We start from the raw sequence: 21,987 nt of genomic DNA on the forward strand, positions 1-21,987 counted from the left end.
CTACTGTATGGGTGGTCAAGCGTTTAGTTGGTGCACAATGTGCTCGGGAGAGTGCGGGGGCGCAAGCTGAACGATCGCAGTCTCTGCGGCAAGGCCCGGTACAGCCAATGGGCAGTTGCCGACGCAATCACAGCACCAAGGAGTAACACATGGCGAACGGAACCGTGAAGTGGTTCAACGCTGAAAAGGGTTTCGGCTTCATCACCGTTGATGGGGGAGGGCAAGACGTTTTCGTCCACTACTCCGCCATCGACATGAGCGGATACAAGGTTCTTGAAGAAGGCCAGCAGGTCGTCTTCGAGGTCGGTGCGGGAGCCAAAGGCCCCCAAGCCGAGTCGGTTCGTCCGGCCTAACGGTCCAATTTCAGGGCACACCCCCAACTAACGCCGCCCGGTGCTTCGGGCGGCGTTAGTGTGTCGAAGTGAACGTAATACAGACACGGGCCGCAGCGCCCCGCCGGTTCGGCCGCATCGTCGCAGTCCTCGTCCCGGCGTTGCTGCTGAGCGCGTGTTCCGGAGCTGCTTCGGTTACGACCCCCACTCCGAGTGACTCCGGCTGGGAATCCACGTACGCCCAGCCTGACCCCGTCGTGCTGGCACCGCTGCGGGGCACGGCGGCGGCGTCCGCGGCCCTCGCGCATCCGTCGATCGCGGTGAAGATCGACAACCACGCGGCCGCGCGTCCTCAAATCGGACTGGAACGGGCCGACATCATCTTCGAGGAGCTCGTCGAGGGCGGAATCACCCGCTATGTCGCGGTGTGGCATTCCGATGTGCCGGACGAGGTTGGCCCCGTGCGGTCAATCCGACCGATGGACCCCGACATCATGTCGCCGTTCGGCGGCATTGCCGCGTTCTCCGGCGGCGCCCAGACCTTCCTGGACATGATCAAGGCGGCTCCAGTGTTCAGCGCGATCTTCGACTACGACAACTCGGGGATCTTCAGCCGCACGAGTACGAAGTCGGCGCCGCACAACGTGATCCTTCAAGCGAATGAACTCGTGGGCCGACACACCGACCTCCCCGCGCCGGCCCAGCAGTTCGCGTACGCGCCATCGGTCGCGGCCTCCTCCGCCATGGTCGACGGAACACCGATCAGCGCCATCAATACGCGTTTCTCCAACTCACGCTGGCCCGGCTGGACCTGGGACGCCGCGGCCGGGACCTACCTCCGCTCGCAGGAGGGCGCGCCCGACCTCGACAGCAATGGTGCGCAGCTCGCCGCGACGAACGTCGTGACCCTCCGCGTGGACATCGACAACACGTACGGTTACGTCCCCAAGACCACGATGATCGGTTCCGGCGAAGCGTCGGTCTCAACCGGAGGTCAGACCCTGAGCGCCACCTGGGTGAAAGACTCCCAGACAGCCCCGATACGGCTGGTCGACCGGAATGGGGTCACCGTCCGGCTGGCCCCCGGCAACACGTGGATCGAGTTGGTACCCACGGCTCAGGGCTCGGTCGAACTCCTGCCCTGACAGAAGGCGGGCGCCACCGCGTTCGCTTGCACTCTCGACCCCAGAGTGCCAGAATCGACTTAGCACTCTGAGGTTTTGAGTGCTAACCCATCAATCTTTTGGAACGTCCGGGAGGGACGAGTTACACATATGGCAAAAATCATTGCATTCAATGAAGAGGCCCGTCGTGGGCTTGAGCGCGGCCTGAACATTCTCGCCGACACTGTCAAGGTCACCCTCGGCCCGCGCGGCCGCAACGTCGTTCTGGAGAAGAAGTGGGGCGCCCCCACGATCACGAACGACGGCGTCTCCATCGCCAAGGAGATCGAGCTCGACGACCCGTACGAGAAGATCGGTGCGGAGCTCGTCAAAGAGGTAGCCAAGAAGACGGATGACGTTGCCGGCGACGGTACCACCACGGCAACCGTTCTCGCCCAGGCTCTGGTTCGCGAAGGCCTGCGCAACGTCGCAGCCGGCGCCGACCCCATCAGCCTCAAGCGCGGTATCGAGAAGGCAACGGCAGCCGTCATCGCCGAGCTCATCGCCAGCGCCAAGGAGATCGAAACCAAGGAAGAGATCGCGGCCACCGCCTCCATCTCCGCCGGAGACGCCGAGATCGGCGCCATCATCGCCGAGGCGATCGACAAGGTCGGCAAGGAAGGTGTTGTCACCGTTGAGGAGTCGAACACGTTCGGCACCGAGCTGGAGCTCACCGAGGGCATGCGTTTCGACAAGGGTTTCCTGTCGGCATACTTCGTGACCGACCCCGACCGTCAGGAAGCGGTCTTCGAAGACCCTTACATCCTGATCGTCAACTCCAAGGTCTCCAACATCAAGGACCTGCTTCCGATCGTGGACAAGGTCATCCAGACCGGCAAGCAGCTCCTCATCATTGCGGAAGACGTCGACGGCGAGGCACTGGCCACGCTCGTTGTGAACAAGATCCGTGGCATCTTCAAGTCGGTCGCCGTCAAGGCCCCCGGCTTCGGAGACCGTCGCAAGGCTCAGCTTCAGGACATCGCCATCCTCACCGGTGGCCAGGTCATCTCTGAAGAGGTCGGCCTCAAGCTCGAGAACGTCACGCTCGACCTGCTCGGTAACGCCCGCAAGGTCGTCATCACCAAGGACGAGACCACCATCGTCGAGGGTGCCGGAGACGTCGAGGCGATTGCCGGACGCGTTCAGCAGATCCGCAACGAGATCGAGAACACCGACAGCGACTACGACCCGTGAGAAGCTCCAGGAGCGTCTCGCGAAGCTGGCCGGTGGCGTTGCCGTCATCAAGGCCGGCGCCGCGACGGAGGTTGAGCTCAAGGAGCGCAAGCACCGCATCGAGGACGCCGTTCGTAACGCGAAGGCAGCCGTTGAAGAGGGCATCGTCGCCGGTGGTGGCGTTGCGCTCATCCAGGCCGGCAAGACGGCCTTCGAGAGCAAGGCAGTCCTTGACCTCGTCGGCGACGAGGCAACGGGCGCGAACATCGTGCGCGTCGCCATCGACGCTCCGCTCAAGCAGATCGCCCTCAACGCCGGCATGGAGCCTGGCGTTGTGGCCGACAAGGTGCGCAACCTTCCCGTCGGATGGGGCCTCAACGCCGCAACCGGCGAGTACGTTGACATGATCGCTGCCGGCATCAATGACCCGGTGAAGGTCACCCGCTCCGCGCTGCTCAACGCCGCGTCGATTGCCGGACTGTTCCTCACCACCGAGGCCGTCGTTGCCGACAAGCCGGAGAAGAACTCGGCTCCGGCCGGCGACCCCACCGGTGGCATGGACTTCTAAGTCCCGCCTGTAGCACCTGCATCACACTGAAAAGTGGGCGCCTCCCTCGGGAGGCGCCCACTTTTTTGTCTCGCTGGTTGAGGAGCGGGCACGTCCTTTGCCCGCGTCTCGAAACCCGGTGACGGGGTCTCAAGGTCGGCTTGCGCGGTCTCGATCGCTCGTTCCTCGCGCCTCGACCGGCGCGTGGATCGAGCTTGTCGCGATCGCGGGCGCCTCGGCTAGTGGCTGCTGCGGGCCGCTTTCACGAAGGCGGCGCAGCGCTCGCCGATCATCATCGTGGTGATGTTCGGGTTCACCGTGACAAGCGCGGGCATCACGGAGGCATCCGCTACCCGCAGGCCGGTCACTCCCTTGACTCGCAGCTCCGGGTCGAGCGGCGACAGGGCGTCGTCGACGGCGCCCATGCGCACGGTACCGGCCGGGTGGTACACGGTGTTGTGGGTCTTCTGGATGTACGAGGTGATGTCGGCATCCGTCTGCACGGCGGCGCCGGGGTAGAGCTCCACTCCGGCCCACTCCGCCATGGCCGGCTGGGCCACGATCTCGCGGGCCTTGCGGATGCCGGCCACCATGACCCGCATGTCGTGCGGGTCGGTGAAGTAGCGCGGGTCGACCTTGGGCTTGTCGCGGTAGTCGCTGCTGCGCAGCTTCACCGTGCCGCGGGAACGGGCCTGTGTCACATTGGGGGTGAGGCAGAACCCGTTCTCGGTAGTGGGGTAGCCCTCACGTGCCGTGTGCATGTCGAAGGGCACCGAGCCGTAGTGAAACATGAGGTCGGGGCGGTCGAGGCCCTCCTCGGTGGTCGTGAAGATGCCCGCCTCCCACCACTGGGTGGAGGTCTCGGTCATGGGCTGCTTGGCCTCCCACTGAATGACGCCTTCGGGGTGGTCCTGCAGGTTCTCGCCGACGCCGGGGGAATCGGCGAGCACGTCGATGCCGAATTGCTCCAACTGCGCGGCCGGTCCGACTCCCGAGAGCATCAGCAGCTTGGGGGAATCGATGGCGCCGGCCGACAGGATGACTTCGAGCCGGGCCGTGAGCTGGTGCGTCTTGCCGAAGCTCGCGTCAACGACCTGAACTCCCGTGCAGCGCTTGTTCTCGTCGAACGTGAGCTTGCGGGCGCGCATGTCGGTGAGCAGGGTGAAGTTGGCCCGCTCCATGATGGGGTGGATGTACGACACTGATGAGGACGCGCGGGTACCGTCGGCTTGCCGGTTGATCTGGAAGAAGTTTGCGCCGTTGACCACGGTGGTTCCCGAGTTGAACGTGACGCGAGGAATGCCGGTCTGCTCGCAGGCGTCCAGCAGGGCGATGCCACACGGGTCGTTTGCGGGCACGTTCATCAGGTGTACGGGACCGGACCGGCCATGATGGGCGGCCTGGTCTTCGTTTGTTTCGAGCTTCGTGAAGAAGGGGAAACTCGTCTCGGCATCCCAGCCGGTGGCGCCATGCACCGACGCCCAGTCGTTCAGATCTTCGGCGGGTGCCCAGAAGGCGATGCACGAATTGTGACTCGAGCATCCGCCCATCACCTTGGCACGGGCGTGCCTCATAAACGAATTGCCCTTTTCCTGCGGCTCGATGGGGTAGTCCCAGTCGTATCCGGATTCCAGCAATTCCATCCACCGGTCGAGCTGCAGGATGGCGTCGATGCCGCGGTCGTCGGGGCCGGCCTCGACGAGGGCGACCTGAACGTCCGGGTCTTCACTCAGCCGGGCCGCGACGGCGGCTCCTGCGGAGCCCCCGCCGATGATGATGTAGTCAAATTCAGTTGTACGGGGTGCAGCCATGTCGTGCTCCTTACCGGCGGGCGGCGCTCAGCGCGCCGCGAACCAACCGGTGACCGCCGGGGCGGTGTTCTGGTAGATGTGCTTGGTTTCCTGGTACTCGCCGAGGCCCATCGGGCCGAGCTCGCGGCCCACGCCGGACTGGCCGTAGCCGCCCCACTCCGCCTGCGGCAGGTAGGGGTGAAAGTCGTTGATCCATACCGTGCCGTGGCGAAGCGCCTGGGCGATGCGCTGGGCCCTGCCGGCATCCTGAGTCCAGACGGCCCCGGCGAGACCGTAGACGGTGTCGTTGGCAATGCGGATGGCCTCGGCCTCGGTCTCGAACGTTTCGATCGTCACGACGGGACCGAAGGCCTCATCGATCACGACGGACATTCCGGAGTGCACCTGGTCGAGCACCGTCGGGGTGTAGTAGTAACCCTTCTCGAGGTCTCCCTCTCCCCAGGTCCCTCCGCACCGCAGACGGGCGCCTTCGGACAGACCTTTCTGAACGTACGCGGTGACCTTGTCACGATGCGCCGCGCTGATCAGCGGTCCGGTCTCCGCAGCGGGATCGAACGGTCCGCCGAGGCGGATCTGGTTGGCCCGGCGAACGAGCTCGTCGACGAAGCGTTCGGCAACGGATGCCTCCACCACGATGCGCGCGCCGGCCGAGCAGACCTGACCGGAGTGCACGAAGCCGCCGTTGAGGGCGTTGTCGACGGCGGCGTCGAAGTCGGCGTCGGCGAAGATCACGTTGGGGTTCTTGCCGCCGAGTTCAAGGGCGACTTTCTTGACCGTTCCGGCGGCGGCGGCGGCGATCTTCTTGCCCGTCTCGAGTCCTCCGGTGAACGACACGAGGTCGACGTCGGGGTGGCTGGAGAGCGGGGCTCCCGCCACGGCGCCGGCACCGAGCACGAGGTTGGCCACCCCGGCGGGCAGACCGAGGTCGTCGAGCAGCTCCATCATGAGGATGCTTGTGTGCGGGGTGAGCTCGCTGGGCTTGAGAATGAACGAGTTTCCTGCGGCGAGGGCCGGGGCGATCTTCCACGCGGCCTGCAGCAGCGGGTAGTTCCATGGCGCGATCAGGCCGCAGACGCCCACGGGTTCGTGCACGATGCGGCTGACCACATTGGCGTCGCCGGCGTCGACGATGCGTCCGGCATCCTGGCCCGCGATCTTGCCGAAGTAGGTGAAGCAGTTGGCGATGTCGTCCATGTCGATTTCACTCTCGACCAGGCGCTTGCCGGTGTCGAGGGTTTCGGCGCGGGCGAACTGTGCCCGGCGAACACGCAACTCTGCCGCTACGCGCAGCAGGAAGTCGCCTCGTTCCGGTGCCGGAACGGACGACCAGACGTGGCTATCGAAGGCGACGCGGGCTGCGTGGATTGCTGCCTCGACGTCCGCTTCGGTGGCTTCCGAGACCAGGCCGACGAGCTCCTGGTCGGCCGGGCATCGGATGGCACGGGTGGCGCCGTCGCTCGCCGACACCCAGCTGCCGCCGATGAACAACGTGGCGGATGCGTTTGCTGTAGGGGTTCGTGTGGTCACTGTTTTACCTCGTCCGAGTCGAAATCGGCTTCCCAATTGTCTTTGGCCACCTGGTCTTCGGCGAAGGCGGTGTTGCCGGGCTCTGCACGATTGAGGTGCAGGAAGTCCAGGTGTGTTTCGTAGTGGTCGAGCACATCGGTGATGACCTGCTCCTTGCTGTACCCCATGAGGTCGTAGCCGTGGCTGCCCTCAAGAGAGAAGACCTCCATACGGTAGTACTTGCTCGCCGACGACGCGGAGCGCACGGCGTAGGACGGAGTATCGAACTGTACCGGATAGATCTGGTACTTGAACCCGCGTTCCTCGCCCATCGATACGAGCAGGTCGAGGTGCGGAATCTGCAGGCCGTCCACGATGCCTTCGCTGAGGGTCACATCGGCGCCCTTGGCTGCGAGCTCGTCGTGCACCTCCTGCAGGGCCGGAAGTGCCACGAGTGCCACGAAGCGTTCGGCCTGCTTGGGCCCGGGGTAGCTCATGGCGCGGGAGAGGCGCTGGCGCCAGTTGCGGGCGCGGGCCGGATCGCCGCTGCGGCCGGAAAGCAGTCCGGGCAGGCTCACGCGGTAGCTGTCCGTCAGCGATTGCTCCACCCGAAGGGCTTTGTAGAGTCCAAGCATGATGAGCAGGAGCACCGCCGAGAACGGTAGCCCCATGATGATCGTGGCATTCTGCAGGTTGGGGATCCCTCCCACCAGCAGCATTGCGAGGGTGAGCACTCCGGTGGTGACGGCCCAGAAGACGCGCAGCCACTTGGGGCCGTCGGACTCGGCATCCTTCAGGTGCGAGGTGAAGTTGGCCATCACGAGGGCTCCGGAGTCGGCCGAGGTCACGTAGAACAGCAGGCCGGTGAACGTCGCCACCGCCGCGCTGAGCGGCGCCATCGGGAACTCGGCGAGCAGCGAGTAGAACGCCTTCTCCGGTGAGTTCATGGCGATCTCGCCGAAACCGGCGTCTCCGCCGATCACGATGGCGAGGGCGCTGTTACCGAAGACGGCGATCCAGAGCAGGATGAACGCGAACGGCACGACGAGAACACCGGAGACGAACTGGCGGATGGTGCGACCGCGAGAGATGCGGGCCAGGAACAGTCCGACGAACGGTGCCCAGGCGATCCACCAGGCCCAGAAGAACAGCGTCCACGCGTTCATCCACGCGTCGGGTCGGTCATAGGCGAACGTGTCGAGGGTCATGGCGGGGAAGCGGCTGAGGGTATCGCCGACATTCTGCACGACGGCGTCGAGCAGGAAGGAGGTGTTGCCGGCGATCAGCACGAACAGCATGAGCGCGACCGAGAGTAAGACATTGAGTTCGGAGAGGCGGCGGATGCCCTTCTCCACGCCGGTGATTGCCGAAATCGTGGCCATCACGACCGACAGTGCAATGAGTGAGCCCTGTACGAAGAGCGTCTGCGGGGTGCCGAACATGAAGGTGAGGCCGTAGTTGAGCTGGGCCACGCCGATGCCGAGGCTTGTGGCGATGCCGAAGATGGTGCCGAGGATGGCGGCGATGTCGACGATGTCACCGATCGGGCCGTAGATCTTCTTGCCGAAGATGGGATAGAGCGCCGAGCGGATGCTCAGGGGGAGGTTCTGTCGGTAGGCGAAGTAGCCGAGGGCGAGGCCCATCAGCGCGTAAAGCGCCCAGCCGGTGATCCCGTAGTGAAAGAGGGTCCAGACCATGGCCTGTCGTGCCGCCTCGACGGTGCTGCCGTCACCCGTCGGGGGCGCGAGGTACTGCGTGACGGGCTCGGATACGGAGAAGAACATCAGGTCGATGCCGATCCCGGCAGCGAACAGCATGGACGTCCAGGTGAATAGGCTGAATTGCGGTCGGGAGTGATCCGGGCCGAGCCGGGTCTTCCCCACGCGGGAGACGGCGATGAAGATCACAAACACCAGAACGAGCGTGACAATCAGAAAGTAGTACCAGCCGAGGTTGGTGGAAACCCATCCGACGACGGAGCCGATGACAGCGCTCGCGCTCGTCGGGGCGAGGATGGACCAGAGGGCGATTGCGATGATTCCTGTTGCCGAGCCGATGAAGACGGTCTTATTGACGCGGGTCTTGGTTTCGGGAACGGTGGGCGGTATTTCCGCGGTAGCCGCAGCTGCGGGCGCAGACGGTGGGGATGCAGGCGGTTCAACTGCGGAAGGGGACATCTCATCCTTGGTGCTCGGTGTTTCGTCATATCTGACGGGGTCGCGGTGGCGACCGGGTGCGACAGAAAAGTCGCTAAGATGCCTACTCTAACAATATCTGTGCGCAAGCCCCCAAAAAGGGGGCGAGGAAGTCGTGGTTCACGCTGACCCAAGACTGGCTCTACCCGTGGCGCACGGTGCGAACTCAGCCCATCAGCGAGCGAAGAGTCGGGTGTTGGCCTGTTCGATATCGGCGTACTGCTGCCCGGCCACCGTCAGCGCCTGGTTGAGGCCCGCGAGTCCTTCCTCGAGACGCTGTTGCATAGACTTCCACTCGGTGACCGCGCCCTGGAACGCGAGTGAAGCCTGGCCGGTCCAGGACCTTCGAGATTCAGGAGCTGTCCGTGCAGGCCCGCAACCTCGGCCTCGATGCGGCCGATCGTGCCGCGCATGGCCGTGGTTGCGGCGAGGACTGCTTCACTGTCTACCTGGTAGCTGGTCATGGTGTGCCCTTCGGTGAGGTGCGCGCGGTGGGGGGTGCGCGGTGAGGTGCGTGCCTCGACACTAAGAGCACCACGACCTTCCGCGGGGGAGTCGGCACCGTTCGGTGCATAACCGCCCGCGCCGACCAGCGGTGGAGGAGGGGGTCAGGGAATGACCGGCTCCGACTTCTGCGGGGCGCTCGGACTGCCCGCGAGGGGAAGCGACACCCGGAAGGTCGCGCCGCCACCGGGAGTCTCGACTACATCAACGGTGCCGTTGTGCGAGGAGACAATGGCGGCCACGATGGCCAGTCCCAGCCCGCTGCCGCCGGTTTCCCGGGCGCGGGAGGAGTCGGCGCGCCAGAAACGCTGGAAGATCTTTTCCCGGATCTGTGGCGGAATACCTTCGCCGTGGTCGATGACGGCGATGGATGCCCGCTGGGCGACGGGGTCGACGGCGACCTCAAGTTCGATGGGGCTGTCGGCCGCCGTGAAGCGCATCGCGTTGCCCATCAGGTTGGTGATCACCTGGCGGATCTTGTTTTCCTCCGCCATGACGATGGCGGGAACGGCGATGCCCGGACCCTCGACCGGTTGTGGGGTGACGGCTACCGTGGCATCCGTTTTGCGTGGTTTGCGGGTGCGCAGCCGTGCAAAGGTCGAGGCGAATGAACTTGTCGCCGGGGAGCCCTGTGCGTCGAGGGCCGGAGCCTCCCCGGTGTCCTGCTCCGAGACGTCTGCGGAGCGGTCAGCGTCAGTCGGGGCCAGCGTGGTCTGCACCGGCGTGAGCACGGTGACCTGACGTGTGGGGGACGAGGCCATGGTGTCGAGGGCCGCGTCCCGCGCCAGCGGGACGAGGTCGACCGCGGTCAGGGCGAGCGGCTTGGTCTCGTCGAGGCGGGCGAGTTCGAGCAGGTCCTCGACGAGGCCGCCCATCCGGATGGCCTCCTTCTCGATGCGCTGCATCGCCTGGGCGACGTCGTCGGGGGTCTGCAGGGCCCCCATCCGGTAGAGCTCGGCGTAGCCGCGCACGGAGACGAGCGGGGTGCGGAGTTCGTGGCTCGCGTCGCCGACGAATCGACGCATCTGGTCGATGGTTTTCGCCCGGTCCTTGAAGGCCCGGTCGATGCGGTTCAACATGGTGTTGAGCGACCGGTTGAGGCGGCCGACTTCGGTGTTGGGCGTGGCCCCGCCGAGTCGTTGGCTGAAGTCGCCGTCGGCGATGGCTGCCGCGGTCCGCTCGGCCTCGCGCAGGGGAGCGAAGGTGGTCGTGACGAGCAGGCGTGTCAGCATGGCTCCGATGAGCACGACGCCGGCGCCGAAGCCCAGGAAGATGGTGAGGTACGTGGCCATCGTGTTCTCGGTCGGGCGCAGGGAAACCGCCATGAGAAGTGTGCCGTAGGTGCCCTGCGGGCTGATCACAACGGGCACGGCCACGGCGAGGAAGGCCGTGTCGTGGGCTGCGTCGTAGAGGGTTTGCGTGCGTCCGTCGAGCTGGGCGGCGCGCGCGAGGTTGAGGGGCATGCCGACCACGGGGAGTTCCGCGTGCGGGTGGTCGCGCCACGTGCGCGTGAGCAGCCCGCCGTCAGCGTCGTAGAGCGCGGCGAAGTAGTTGGACGGCACGCCCTCTGCGCCGTTCTGGGACAGCGCGGCCGACGACGATGCGTTGAGGGTGGTTTGAATCTCCGCACGCAACTGCGTGTCGACCTGCTCGACGACATATTGCTTGAGCATCGCCATGGTGCCGATGCCCGAGACGAGCAGGCCGAGCGTGAGCATGAGCACGGTCACGCCGGTGATCTTCGACCGCAGGGAGACGCGGTTCCATCGTTCCGTCAGTGACTGATGCATGAGAGCTCCAGTCTAAACAACGTTGGCTGGGACTATGCCTTGGCGGCCTTAAGCATGTAGCCGAAGCCACGCTTTGTCTGGATCAGGGGCTCGCTCGAGTGCACGTCGACCTTGCGGCGGAGGTACGAGATGTACGATTCCACGATGCCGGCGTCGCCATTGAAGTCGTATTCCCAGACGTGGTCGAGAATCTGCGCCTTCGACAGCACCCGGTTCGGGTTCAGCATCAGGTAGCGCAGCAGCTTGAACTCGGTCGGGCTGAGCTCGATCGGCTCGCTGCCCACGAGGACCTCGTGCGTGTCCTGGTCCATGGTCAGCTCGCCGGCACGGATGACCGCGTCTTCGTCGGCGTGCATCGTGCGACGCAGGATCGCCTTGATGCGCGCGACGATCTCATCGAGGCTGAACGGCTTCGTGACATAGTCGTCCCCGCCAACGGTGAGGCCGGTGATCTTGTCCTCGGTGTCGTCCTTAGCCGTGAGGAACAGGATCGGAGCGGTGTACCCGGCGCTGCGGAGGCGCTTGGTCACCCCGAAGCCGTTCATGTCCGGCAGCATGACGTCGAGAATGATGAGGTCGGGTTCCTCTTCGAGTACGGCAGAGATCGCCTGGGCGCCGTTTCCGACGGCACGCACGGCGAAGCCGGCGAAGCGCAGGCTGGTCGTGAGCAGGTCGCGGATGTTTGGTTCGTCATCAACAATGAGAATGCGGGGGCCATCAGTCATGCCCCCATCATCTGCGCGTTAGCTGAAGGTTTCCTGAAAGTAGACGGTGTGCAGGCGTATCTCGCTACGTTTGTAGAACAGCTCGGTCCGAAAATGCAGGGAGTGGTATGCACACGGCGAACACACGCAGCGAACTGCGCTTGCCCACTATCGATTCGCCGAAGCGAATGATGAACGGGCGTCTTTTCGACTTTTCCCGTGAGGTTGCGGTGATGGCGATCGTCAACCGCACCCCCGACTCGTTCTATGACAAGGGCGCCACGTTCGCGCTCGACGCATCCGTTGCCGCCGCCCGGCAGGCGATAGCGGATGGCGCTGACTGGGTCGACATCGGCGGAGCCAAGTTCGCGCCCGGCCCCCCGGTCCCCCTCGACGAGGAGATCAACCGGGTTGTTCCCGTGGTGGAATCCCTACGGGGATCCGGCGCCGTCATTTCGGTGGACACGTTCCACCCGGCCGTAGCCCTCGCTGCCCTGCGAGCCGGCGCCCACGTGATCAACGACACGACCGGCATTCACGACCCTGCCATGGCCGACGTCGTGGCGGACAGTGACGCGACCCTCGTGATCACGCACAGCCTCGCCCAGCCCCGCACGGCCTACCCCGCGCCCACCTACGGCGACGTTGTGCACGAGGTCGTCGATTTTCTGCGGGCCAAGGTCGAACTCGCGACGAGTCGGGGTATCCCGCTTGATCGCCTCGTCGTCGACCCCGGACATGACCTGAACAAAAACACCCTGCACTCCCTGGAGATCACCCGGCGCCTCGCTGAAATCACCGCGCTCGGCCTGCCCGTTCTCGTGGCGGTGTCGAACAAGGACTTCGTGGGCGAGTCCCTGGACAGGGAGCGCGGCGACCGTGTGGAAGGTTCCCTCGCGGCCATGGTGTTCAGCATCGTGCAGGGCGCGCGCATCGTGCGCATGCACAACGTGAGGGCCGCGGTGGATGCCGCGCGCATGACCGAGGCGATCCTCGGGTTCCGCCAGCCCGCCTACCTGCGACACAATCAGGCCTGAGGGGGCTCTCATGTTTGATCCCGAATCGTTGCGGGAGAGTTACCACATTGCCGACCGCAGCCTGCCGCAGGTGCGGGTCAACTTCATCTCGAGCCTCGATGGCGCGGCGACTCAGGACGGCCTGAGCGGCGGCCTCAACAACGCCGATGACAAGCTCGTCTTCGACACCCTGCGCCTGCTGAGCGACGTCATCCTCGTGGGCGCCGGAACGGTGCGGGCCGAGGGTTACGGAGGCGTCAGCCTGCCGACAGCGGACGCTGAGTGGCGCGTGTCACGGGGATGGGCCGCGCAGCCGCCGCTCGCGATCGTTTCCGGCCGGCTCGATCTCGACCCGCGGCAGCCGCTGTTCACGGAGGCGGCGACCCGGCCCCTCATCGTGACGCACGCTGGGTCACCGCGCGGCGCGAGGAAGGAGCTCGCCGAGGTCGCCGACGTGCTGGTCTGCGGCGAGAACGCCATCGATCCGCGGACCGTGGTCGAGGCGCTCGCCGAACGAGGGCTCCGTCAGATTCTCTGCGAGGGCGGGCCGAGCCTGTTCGGCGCCCTGATTGAGGCGGACTGCGTAGACGAACTCTGCCTGAGCCTGAGCCCCGTGCTCGAGAGTGGCCCGTCCGGGCGAATCGCGCACGGACCCCATGCCTCACGGGACATGGCCCTGAAACATGTGCTCACCGCCGGGGACATGGTTTTTCTGCGCTACGGCCGGCGGCGGGAGGAGCCGTAAAACCGGAGTTTCTGAGACACGCCGGGTGGATCTGCCGGCCTGGCCGGCGTGTCTCGAAGAACTCCGGTTTTACGATGTGGAGCGTCTCCGCGAATACCTGGGCTAGGCGATTGCCGACTCTGTGAGGGAGTTCGAGTCGAGGATCGTGTAGCTGTAGCCCTGCTCCGCGAGGAACCGTTGCCGGTTCTGCGCGAAGTCCTGGTCCACGGTGTCGCGCGCCACGAGCGTGTAGAAGTTTGCGGACAGGCCCGATTCCTTGGGACGCAGCAGGCGGCCGAGGCGCTGGGCCTCCTCCTGGCGTGAGCCGTACGAACCCGACACCTGGATGGCGACGGTAGCCTCCGGCAGGTCGACGGAGAAGTTTGCGACCTTCGAGACCACGAGCACCTTCACCTCGCCCACCCGGAACGCCTGATAGAGGCGTTCGCGCTCGTCGATCGGCGTGGCGCCCGTGAGCTGTGGGGCGTTCAAGACCTCGGCGAGCTCGTCGATCTGGTCGAGATACTGACCGATCACCAGGATGCGCTCGCCCTCGTGCTTCGCGATGAGGGCCTGCACGACGCCGAGCTTGGCGGGTGCGGTGGCGGCGAGGCGGTAGCGCTCGTCGTCGGCCGCCGCGGCGTAGGTGAGGCGTTCGGACTGTGGCAGGTCGATGCGCACCTCGAAGCAGGAGGCCGGGGAGATGAAGCCCTGTGCCTCGATCTCCTTCCACGGTGCGTCGAAGCGCTTGGGGCCGATGAGGCTGAACACGTCACCCTCACGGCCGTCCTCGCGCACGAGCGTGGCGGTCAGGCCCAGGCGCCGCCTCGCCTGCAGTTCGGCGGTGAGTTTGAAGACGGGGGCGGGGAGCAGATGCACCTCGTCGTAGATGACGAGTCCCCAGTCCATGGCGTCGAGCAGCTCAAGGTGGGCGTACTCGCCCTTTCGCTTTGCGGTCAGGATCTGGTAGGTCGCAATCGTGACCGGCTTGACCTCCTTCACCTGACCGGAGTACTCGCCGATTTCCTCCGGCGTCAGCGTGGTGCGCTTGAGCAGCTCGTCTCGCCACTGCCGGGCGGACACCGTGTTGGTCACGAGAATGAGCGTGTTGGTCTTCGCGGTGGCCATCGCTCCGGCGCCAACGAGGGTCTTGCCGGCGCCACAGGGCAGAACGACCACGCCGGAGCCGCCGTCGAAGAAGCTCGAGACGGCCTTGTTTTGATAGTCGCGCAGGGCCCAGCCGTCTTCGCGCAGGGCGATCTCGTGCGGGGTGCCCGGGGTGTAGCCGGCGAGGTCCTCCGCGGGCCAGCCCAACTTCACGAGTTCTTGCTTGAGCTGGCCGCGAGCCCACGGCTCCACGAGGAACGACGAGGGGGAGGGCTGCGCGATCAGGAGCGGAGCGATGCGCTTGGCGCCCGCAATTTCCATCAGCACGGCCTGATCGCTGCTCCGCAGCACCAGGGCACCCTCGGTGTCGCGCTCGATGACGAGGCGTCCGTAGCGACCCACGGTTTCGGTGATGTCCACCGACACCGTCTGCGGGATCGCGAACTTGGAGTACTTCTCCAGCGTTGCGAGCATGTCGGAGGCGTCGTGTCCGGCCGCGCGGGCGTTCCATAGGCCGAGTCGTGTGATGCGATACGTGTGGATGTGCTCGGGAGCACGCTCAAGCTCGGCGAATACGGCGAGATCGTGCCGCGCATCCTCGGCGAGAGGGTGCGCAACCTCGAGCAATACCGTGCGGTCACTTTGGACGATCAGGGGGCCATCAGACATAGCCAGCAAGCCTACGCCCGTTGGGTGAACACGATGGCACAGGCTATGGTGCCGGGGTGATGCTGATGATGCTCGAAATGGGCAGCGTGCGCTCGATATCGGCCCGGCGGTCGCGCGCGCGAAAGCGCCCACCACCCACGCTGGCGGGTTCGAGCAGATAGTCCACGACGACTCCGCCGGGCATGCTGATGCTCACCGTGACGGTCTGTTTGGCGCGGATGGCGGTGTCCAGTTGACGGGCGAGCCAGGCATCGGCGGCCACGACCTCGCCGCCATCGCTCGCCCGGAGCTTGTCGACAAGAGCCTGGGCCGGATCCACAGGGGGCGGCGGAATGACGCGCGCAACCTGGTGTCGTCGCAAGTGCACGATCTCCCCGGCCGAATTCTCCGCGGCCACCGGGTAACGGGCATCGCTGAGCGCCCAGAAGACCAGATCGGCGGCGAAGCGGCTCGTCAGCCGGGTGCCGGCGCGGTCGAGCCCGAGGGCGGAGAGAGTCTGGTCGACCTCGATCGTGCCGAGCAGCTCGGCATCGTCGGAGCGAACGTAGCTCTGCTTCGGGGCGGAACCAGGTGCGGCGCTGCCGACGCGCACTCGACCGTAGCGGGTGGCGGCTTCCTCGATGAGGTACTGCACCGGCTGGGGAATGCCGGTGAGCGAAATCGTGCCCAGGAAGGTCAGCAGGGACTCCGCGTTTTCCCCGGCGGCCAGGGCGCGATTGACCGATGCCGCCGTAATGCGATAGCTCGACGCGAGTTCACGGCTTTCCACGTCGGCCAGGGCACGCAATCGCGCGTCGATCGACGGTGCAAGGGGCCCGGGCGCCACGATCGACAGGTCGTGTTGCAGGTACACGGCACCGACTTCGGCGGGCAGGGCAGCCGTCAGGGTAGCGATGGCGGCAGACAACTCGCCGGAGAGAAGATTCGCCCCGGCAGAACTCGTGACTTCGTGCGCCGTCACGCCGATGACCTCGGCGTCGCGCGCGAACTCGGCGACCTGAGCCTCCATCCACTCGCCGCCGGCGGGATAGAGCCAATCCACGAAGCCGCGCAGCCCCTGACCCCAGGAAACCCCGGCGTAGCGGGGGACGATGCCGCGCACGGAGTCGGGCAAGGCAGCATGCCAGGCCTTCGCAAGGGTCGCCCAGCGAGCGGTCGTGGGCTCGATCAGCCAGCCTTCACCGGCCTCGGTTTCCATCCAATATCCCTCGGAGTGGGCGACGAGTTCGGCTCGAGCGGCGATGGTGACGAGGGTGGGCACGGCATCGATCTCGACACCCATGACGAGGGCGAGACGTTTGGTGTCGGGCAGGCCGAGTCCACCCCGGCTCAGTTCCCGGGCGGGATCGCGGGCAAGTTCGCTCACGAGCTCGGCGATCGACGACACGCAGGAGAAGGCTCGTTCGGCGGCAAGCCGGTCCGTGAACGTCATGTCGAGCCCGTCGGGCGGCGTGAGCGCGGGCGGTGCGGGCGTTGCCGCGAGCTCGATGGCGCCGGGCAGACCCAGTGCGGGCCAGGCCTCCAGCTGGGCCGACACGGCGGCGTATGGGGCCACGGCGCCGTCGGCCACGACGCACAGGAGCAGGCGGTCGAGATCGGCGGCCCGTGCCGCGACGTGATCGTGCGTGACGACGGTGCCGCTCGTGTCGGTGAGGCGGGCGGCGATCTCCGCGACGGTGGGCGCGGGCACTGCAGTGCTGAGGCTGGCCGCCGCGGGATCGGCGGCGGTGCGCCGGGCCACGTCGGCCATGGATGCGCTCACGAGCTCGCCGGCAGCGGCCAGGACGCCGAGGGTGGCCCGGTCGAGATGCGCAAGGGTGCGCTGAATGGCGGCGGGGTCGAGCAGGGCATCGGCCAGATCGAAGAAATCGCGGATGCCGGTGGGCGAGACTGCCCGCGCCTCGACGGCGTGGCGCAGGGTGGTGTCATCGAAAGCGCGCAGGCGAGTGGCGAGTGACAGCATCGGTTAGCTCGGGTTTGCCGCTGAGTCGCGCTTGCGCCGGATGGCCACAAACACGATGAGACCGATGGTGAGGAGGAAGGCGAGGGGGAGGCCGAAGAGGGGCAGCGTGATGACGATGGGCCAGAGACCCTTGCTGAACCCGTCGTTGTTGCCCACGCCCAGCGCCGTGCCTGCGATCATGGCGACGAAACACAGAATGGACAGTCCCACGACGCCGGCAACCATGTACGCGAGGATGCGCTCGAACCGGCCGGTGGAGGGTGGAATTTGATTGGTCACAGTCTCAAGGATACGGGGCGGTGACGCCGGGAACGGAATATGCTGGACCCGCACGTCGCGCAGTCCTGCGCGCCTCCACACACCTAAACCACAGCGAGGTCTAGATGCCCACCGGCAAGGTCAAGTTCTACGACGAGGAAAAAGGTTTCGGTTTCATCACCTCCGATGACGGCCACGAGGTCTTTCTCCACGCTTCTGCGCTGCCCGCCGGAACCACGGTCAAGGCCGGCGCCAAGCTGGAGTTCGGTATCGCCGATGGCAAACGCGGCGCTCAGGCGCTCTCCGTTCGCGTGATGGAGGCGCCGCCGAGCGTATCCAAGCTCAATCGCAAGCCGGCAGACGATATGGCGATCATCGTCGAGGATCTCGTGAAGATGCTCGACGGCATCGGCGCGAACCTGCGTCGCGGGCGGTACCCCGAGAGCTCGCACAGTCACAAGATTGCAGCCATGCTGCGGAAGGTTGCAGAAGAACTGGATGCCTGACCCCGAAGACATCACCCTGTCGGTCGACCTGGCGACGAACGATGGGGCCGTCGTTGACGGTGCCGAGAATGAGGCGACGCCCGTCGCCGATGCGGTTCTGCTCGCGGCCGTCGACCTCGCGCGCACGGCGCTCGAAGAGATCACGCCGGCCGATTCCATCGGTTCGCTGCTCGGCCACGTCGTGGCGGGCGAGCGCGTTGTGTCGTTGCTCTTCGACTGCGCCCTGCCCGGTTACCCTGGCTGGCAATGGACCGTGACGCTCGCGCGCACCGACGAGAACGCCACGCCGACAGTGCTCGAGACCGAACTCATGCCCGGCGAGTACGCCCTGACCGCGCCCGATTGGGTGCCGTGGTCTGATCGTCTTCTGGACGGCGAAGGCGACGAGGACGAGGACGACGAGGACGACGAGTCTGACGACGACGACGACCGTGATGACGACGACGACGACGACTCTGATGAGGACGACGACTCCGACGAGGATGAGGAATCTGACGACGATCACGAGCCCGACGACGACGAGCCCGACGACGGATTCGACACCGACCGTGCCGACGACCACCTCGACGGCATCGACTTCGACGAGGCCCTAGCGTCGCCGCATCTGCACCCAGAGCAGTCCGAATAGTCCCAGTCCCACGCCGATCACGGCGCACCAGATCCACCAGTCGAGGCCGGCGGAGGTAATCTGGTCGCGCAGGATCAGCGCGGCACCGAGAGCCAGAAGCCACACCACGGTGCCGGCAAAGAAGGCCTTGCGGGCATCCGTTCGTGCGGGCAGCGGGTCAGGCCGACGTTCGCTGTCTTTCAACCAGAGACGCATGCCCGACCCGCTTCTGTGAGAGTTCGCTAGTTTCCGAGGTGACCGACGACGTGCTCGATCGAGGCGACGAGCTTGCGCACGTCGTTGGGGTCGATCGCAGTGAACGTCGCGACCCGCAGCTGGTTGCGGCCGAGCTTGCGGTACGGTTCGGTGTCCAGGATGCCGTTGGCGCGCAGGATCTTGCTGATGGCCGAGGCGTCGACCGAATCGACGAAGTCGATCGTGGCGACGACCTGGGAGCGGTGGGTCGGGTCGGCCACAAAGGGCATGGCGTAGTCAACGCTCTCGGCCCAGTCGTACAGGACGGACGACGATTCCTGGGTGCGCGCGGATGCCCAGCTCAGCCCGCCGCTCGTGTTGATCCAGTCGATCTGGCTCTCGAGCAGGAGCAGCGTCGTCAGGGCCGGGGTGTTGAGGGTCTGATTGAGGCGCGAGTTGTCGATCGCGTTCTTCAGGCTCAGGAACTCCGGGATGTAGCGTCCGCTGGCGTGGATGCGTTCGACGCGCTCGATCGCTGCGGGGGAGAAGAGGGCGAGCCACAGGCCGCCGTCGGAGGCGAGGTTCTTCTGGGGGGCGAAGTAGTAGACATCCGCCTGGTCGGCGTCAAAGTCGATGCCCGCGGCCGCGCTCGTGGCATCGATCACGGTGAGGGCACCCTCGTCGCCGACGACACGCGTGACCGGGGCCATGACCCCGGTCGAGGTTTCGTTCTGGGGCCAGGCGTACACATCGATCCCCTCGCGGGCGACGAATTCGCTGCGCGATCCGGTGGGGGCATTGACAACGTCGGGGGCTTCGAGGAAAGGGGCCGCGGCGGCCTTGGCGAACTTTCCGCCGAACTCGCCGAAGACGAGGTGCTGGCTGCGCTTCTCGATCAGGGAGAACACGGCGGCGTCCCAGAAGGCGGTCGATCCGCCGTTTCCGAGCACGACCTCGTAGCCTTCGGGAATGTCGAAAAGCTCGGCCAGACCGGCCCGCACACGACCGACAAGGTCTTTCACGGGCGGCTGGCGGTGGCTTGTGCCCAGGATTCCGGTCGCGAATCCGATCAGGTGATCGAGTTGTTCGCGGCGGATTTTCGAGGGGCCGCAGCCGAATCGTCCGTCGAGGGGCAGCAGTTCAGTGGGAATCATCAGGTCCGGCATGAGGCGATTCTAGTAGCGACCGCGGTGGCGGCTAGTCTTGGAGCATCGAAAACCGGCCGTGCAGCGGCCCAGAGAGAGGCTGCGGATGACTGATTTAATCGACACCACTGAGATGTACCTGCGCACAATTCTGGACCTCGAGGAGGAGCAGATCGTGCCTCTGCGCGCGCGCATCTCCGAACGGCTCGGTCATTCAGGGCCCACAGTGTCGCAGACCGTGGCCCGTATGGAGCGCGACGGGCTCGTCGTGGTGTCGGGTGACCGTCATCTTGAATTGACCTCTGAAGGCCGTCTGAAGGCTGTGCACGTGATGCGCAAGCATCGTCTTGCCGAGCGCCTGCTGAGCGACGTGATTGGGCTCGAGTGGGAGTTCGTGCACGACGAGGCCTGTCGCTGGGAACACGTGATGAGCGAGCAGGTCGAACGGAAGATCCTCGAGATCCTTGGCCACCCCACCGAGTCGCCGTACGGCAACCCGATTCCGGGGCTCGACGAGTTCGGTGATTCGCCCGCCGTGGCGTTCATGGCGGGCGTCACAAATCTGCTCGCGGTGGTGGGGAGTTCGCCTGAACCCGTGACCGCGGTCATCCGTCGGCTGGGCGAGCCGGTGCAGTTCGACCCGGAACTCCTGCTCCAGCTCAAGCAGTCCGGAGTCATGCCGGGAGCAACAGGTATGTTTTCGGCCGTCGGATCGTACGTTCTGGTAAAGGTCGAAGGTTTTGGCAACGGCCTTGAGCTGCCGAACGAAGTAGCCGGTCATATCTTCGTGACGACACCCGGCACATCCGCGTAATCACGCCGTTGTGGCGCCGAGCGGCTGAAGCGGATGCCGTGGGTTCGGTGGCCCCAATCGTCCGCCAGCCGACTATGCCCCGTTACCATTTCGTTAGAAAAGTGGCATTCGGAGTGACAAACCGACCGCTGTCCCGTAACCTCGGGGATGTCCCACAGACCAGACAAAGGTCGAAGGACCCTCGGCAAGACGCCAGATCTACCCGTCTCTTGCTGCGGTACACACCCGCGACTAGCGAAGTGGACGGGGCAACTACCTAGTGTTGTCGAGGCGTCGGAGGATAACTTTGGCCGCATTAGGAATACGAAGGTCCCGTCGTGGGACGACGCCGACACCCGGTTCACTGGAAAAAGTGGACACGTCGGTCAGCCGTCACTCCGGCCACCGCGCCGCCCCGAAGCGTGCCCGACGCAGTGGGTTCAGCAACATCGTGATCATGACTTTGGCCAGCGGCCTCGTCGCCACCATGGCCCTTCCCGCCTATGCGTTCGCGCCGGGATCCAACGACGTAACCTTTAAGTCGACCGCGTCCACTCAGGCCACCAAGGCGGGCGCACAGGCTGTGGAGGTCGATGCCCAGGCCGCCACCGTGAGCGTGGCCCGCGAGGGCTTCACCGCCACGACGCCCGAAGAGATTCAGGCCGCCGCTGCGGCTGCCGCCGCCGAGGCCCGCCGGGTTGCGGTCGCTTCCCAGCGCACGACCTATGCAAGCGCCTACACCGGCCCCTCGGCCGCCGACTACCTCGCGAACCCCAGTCACCCGGCGTTCGACCTGCAGGCCGTGTTCAACAAGGCGTCCGAATATCAAGGCGTGCCCTATGTCTACGGTGGGGCGACCCCGGCCGGCTTCGACTGCTCCGGTTTTATTATGTATGTCTACGCCCAGTTCGGCGTGAGCATGCCGCACTCGTCCACGGGGCAGGGCGCCATGGGCACCCGCATTTCGATTGAGGATGCCGTTCCCGGCGACCTCGTCATCATGCCCGGCCACGATGGCTTCTACGCCGGCAACGGCAACATTCTGCACGCGCCGTACACCGGCCAGAACGTGCGCATCCAGCCCATCTGGACGAGCGACTACTACATTGTGCGGATCGGAATCTGAGACCCGCTTGATATGAACATTGTGTAACACAGTGGCGTCCCGTCTATCGCGGGACGCCACTCGTGCGTTAACCTAAAGCTCTAATGTTTGCGGGTTGAGGAGAGCCGATGCACGAGGTATGCACGATCCACACCATGGATGAGTGCGTGTTCT

General features: G+C 65.5%; 18 protein-coding genes and 2 pseudogenes. 9 read left to right on the forward strand and 11 right to left on the reverse strand.

Going from position 1 to position 21,987, the window contains the following annotated elements; translation table 11 throughout:
- Positions 1-149: 149 nt before the first annotated feature.
- From JF66_RS13275 to groL, 3 genes and pseudogenes are all read left to right on the forward strand, one after another.
- A complete protein-coding gene (locus JF66_RS13275; protein WP_035834941.1) occupies positions 150-353 on the forward strand; it encodes a cold-shock protein in 204 nt (67 codons plus the stop codon).
- A gap of 68 nt (positions 354-421) precedes the next feature.
- Positions 422-1,477: a DUF3048 domain-containing protein gene (locus tag JF66_RS13280; protein WP_051973524.1), complete on the forward strand. Its 1,056-nt coding sequence runs from the start codon at positions 422-424 to the stop codon at positions 1,475-1,477.
- Positions 1,478-1,606: 129 nt separating this feature from the next.
- Positions 1,607-3,236: pseudogene (gene groL / locus JF66_RS13285) on the forward strand (chaperonin GroEL).
- Positions 3,237-3,454: 218 nt separating this feature from the next.
- On the opposite strand, the gene JF66_RS13290 reads toward groL, so the two are convergent.
- The 6 genes and pseudogenes from JF66_RS13290 to JF66_RS13315 all read right to left on the reverse strand — a co-directional run bounded on the left by JF66_RS13290 (position 3,455) and on the right by JF66_RS13315 (position 11,746).
- Positions 3,455-5,026 carry a GMC family oxidoreductase gene (locus JF66_RS13290; RefSeq protein ID WP_035878909.1) on the reverse strand — a complete coding sequence of 524 codons (1,572 nt, stop codon included), beginning with the start codon at positions 5,024-5,026 and terminating at the stop codon, positions 3,455-3,457.
- A gap of 27 nt (positions 5,027-5,053) precedes the next feature.
- Positions 5,054-6,553 (reverse strand): aldehyde dehydrogenase family protein, encoded by a 1,500-nt coding sequence (locus JF66_RS13295; protein ID WP_035878910.1) that lies wholly within the window; start codon positions 6,551-6,553, stop codon positions 5,054-5,056.
- Positions 6,550-8,709, reverse strand: a complete 2,160-nt coding sequence (gene betT / locus JF66_RS13300) for a choline BCCT transporter BetT (protein ID WP_035878911.1) — start codon at positions 8,707-8,709, stop codon at positions 6,550-6,552. Before betT ends, JF66_RS13295 begins: the two co-directional genes overlap by 4 nt.
- Before the next feature lie 192 nt (positions 8,710-8,901).
- Positions 8,902-9,015 (reverse strand): annotated as a pseudogene (locus JF66_RS24405) (WXG100 family type VII secretion target); the annotation flags it as partial.
- A 320-nt stretch (positions 9,016-9,335) separates the two neighbouring features.
- A complete protein-coding gene (locus JF66_RS13310; protein ID WP_035878912.1) occupies positions 9,336-11,021 on the reverse strand; it encodes a HAMP domain-containing sensor histidine kinase in 1,686 nt (561 codons plus the stop codon).
- Between the two features lie 32 nt (positions 11,022-11,053).
- Entirely contained in the window at positions 11,054-11,746 is a 693-nt protein-coding gene (locus JF66_RS13315) for a response regulator transcription factor (RefSeq protein WP_035834948.1), read from the reverse strand.
- A gap of 107 nt (positions 11,747-11,853) precedes the next feature.
- Here JF66_RS13315 and folP point away from each other — a divergent pair, with 107 nt between their 5' ends.
- Entirely contained in the window at positions 11,854-12,762 is a 909-nt protein-coding gene (gene folP, locus JF66_RS13320; RefSeq protein ID WP_035878914.1) for a dihydropteroate synthase, read from the forward strand.
- 10 nt (positions 12,763-12,772) lie between these two features.
- Complete coding sequence (locus tag JF66_RS13325; RefSeq protein ID WP_035878915.1) at positions 12,773-13,486, forward strand: pyrimidine reductase family protein; 714 nt, start codon at positions 12,773-12,775, stop codon at positions 13,484-13,486.
- A 102-nt stretch (positions 13,487-13,588) separates the two neighbouring features.
- Here the strand turns inward: JF66_RS13325 and JF66_RS13330 are convergent, their stop codons facing one another.
- From JF66_RS13330 to JF66_RS13340, 3 genes are read right to left on the reverse strand one after another with little or no spacing between them, the layout of a single operon-like run.
- Positions 13,589-15,241 (reverse strand): DNA repair helicase XPB, encoded by a 1,653-nt coding sequence (locus JF66_RS13330; RefSeq protein ID WP_035878917.1) that lies wholly within the window; start codon positions 15,239-15,241, stop codon positions 13,589-13,591.
- A gap of 43 nt (positions 15,242-15,284) precedes the next feature.
- Positions 15,285-17,204 (reverse strand): helicase-associated domain-containing protein, encoded by a 1,920-nt coding sequence (locus JF66_RS13335; RefSeq protein WP_035878919.1) that lies wholly within the window; start codon positions 17,202-17,204, stop codon positions 15,285-15,287.
- Between the two features lie 3 nt (positions 17,205-17,207).
- Positions 17,208-17,483, reverse strand: coding sequence for a hypothetical protein (locus JF66_RS13340; protein WP_035878921.1), 276 nt, complete (start codon positions 17,481-17,483; stop codon positions 17,208-17,210).
- 104 nt (positions 17,484-17,587) lie between these two features.
- Between JF66_RS13340 and JF66_RS13345 the strand changes: the two genes are divergently transcribed.
- Together JF66_RS13345 and JF66_RS13350 are read left to right on the forward strand one after the other, a co-directional pair.
- Positions 17,588-17,968 (forward strand): cold-shock protein, encoded by a 381-nt coding sequence (locus JF66_RS13345; RefSeq protein ID WP_035878923.1) that lies wholly within the window; start codon positions 17,588-17,590, stop codon positions 17,966-17,968.
- Entirely contained in the window at positions 17,961-18,596 is a 636-nt protein-coding gene (locus tag JF66_RS13350) for a DUF3027 domain-containing protein (RefSeq protein WP_051973525.1), read from the forward strand. Before JF66_RS13345 ends, JF66_RS13350 begins: the two co-directional genes overlap by 8 nt.
- On the opposite strand, the gene JF66_RS13355 is transcribed toward JF66_RS13350, so the two are convergent.
- Both JF66_RS13355 and serC read right to left on the reverse strand, forming a co-directional pair.
- A complete protein-coding gene (locus tag JF66_RS13355; protein ID WP_035878925.1) occupies positions 18,558-18,791 on the reverse strand; it encodes a DUF2530 domain-containing protein in 234 nt (77 codons plus the stop codon). The two genes, JF66_RS13350 and JF66_RS13355, sit on opposite strands and share 39 nt — an antisense overlap.
- 26 nt (positions 18,792-18,817) lie before the next feature.
- Positions 18,818-19,936 (reverse strand): phosphoserine transaminase, encoded by a 1,119-nt coding sequence (gene serC / locus JF66_RS13360; RefSeq protein WP_035878927.1) that lies wholly within the window; start codon positions 19,934-19,936, stop codon positions 18,818-18,820.
- Positions 19,937-20,021: 85 nt separating this feature from the next.
- On the opposite strand from serC, the gene JF66_RS13365 reads away from it, so the two are divergent.
- Both JF66_RS13365 and JF66_RS13370 read left to right on the forward strand, forming a co-directional pair.
- Positions 20,022-20,729, forward strand: coding sequence for a metal-dependent transcriptional regulator (locus JF66_RS13365; protein ID WP_035878928.1), 708 nt, complete (start codon positions 20,022-20,024; stop codon positions 20,727-20,729).
- 436 nt (positions 20,730-21,165) lie between these two features.
- Positions 21,166-21,834, forward strand: a complete 669-nt coding sequence (locus tag JF66_RS13370; protein WP_156109788.1) for a C40 family peptidase — start codon at positions 21,166-21,168, stop codon at positions 21,832-21,834.
- Positions 21,835-21,987 lie beyond the last annotated feature (153 nt).

Source organism: Cryobacterium sp. MLB-32, from assembly GCF_000738085.1.
In the GTDB taxonomy this organism is placed as follows: Bacteria; Actinomycetota; Actinomycetes; order Actinomycetales; family Microbacteriaceae; genus Cryobacterium.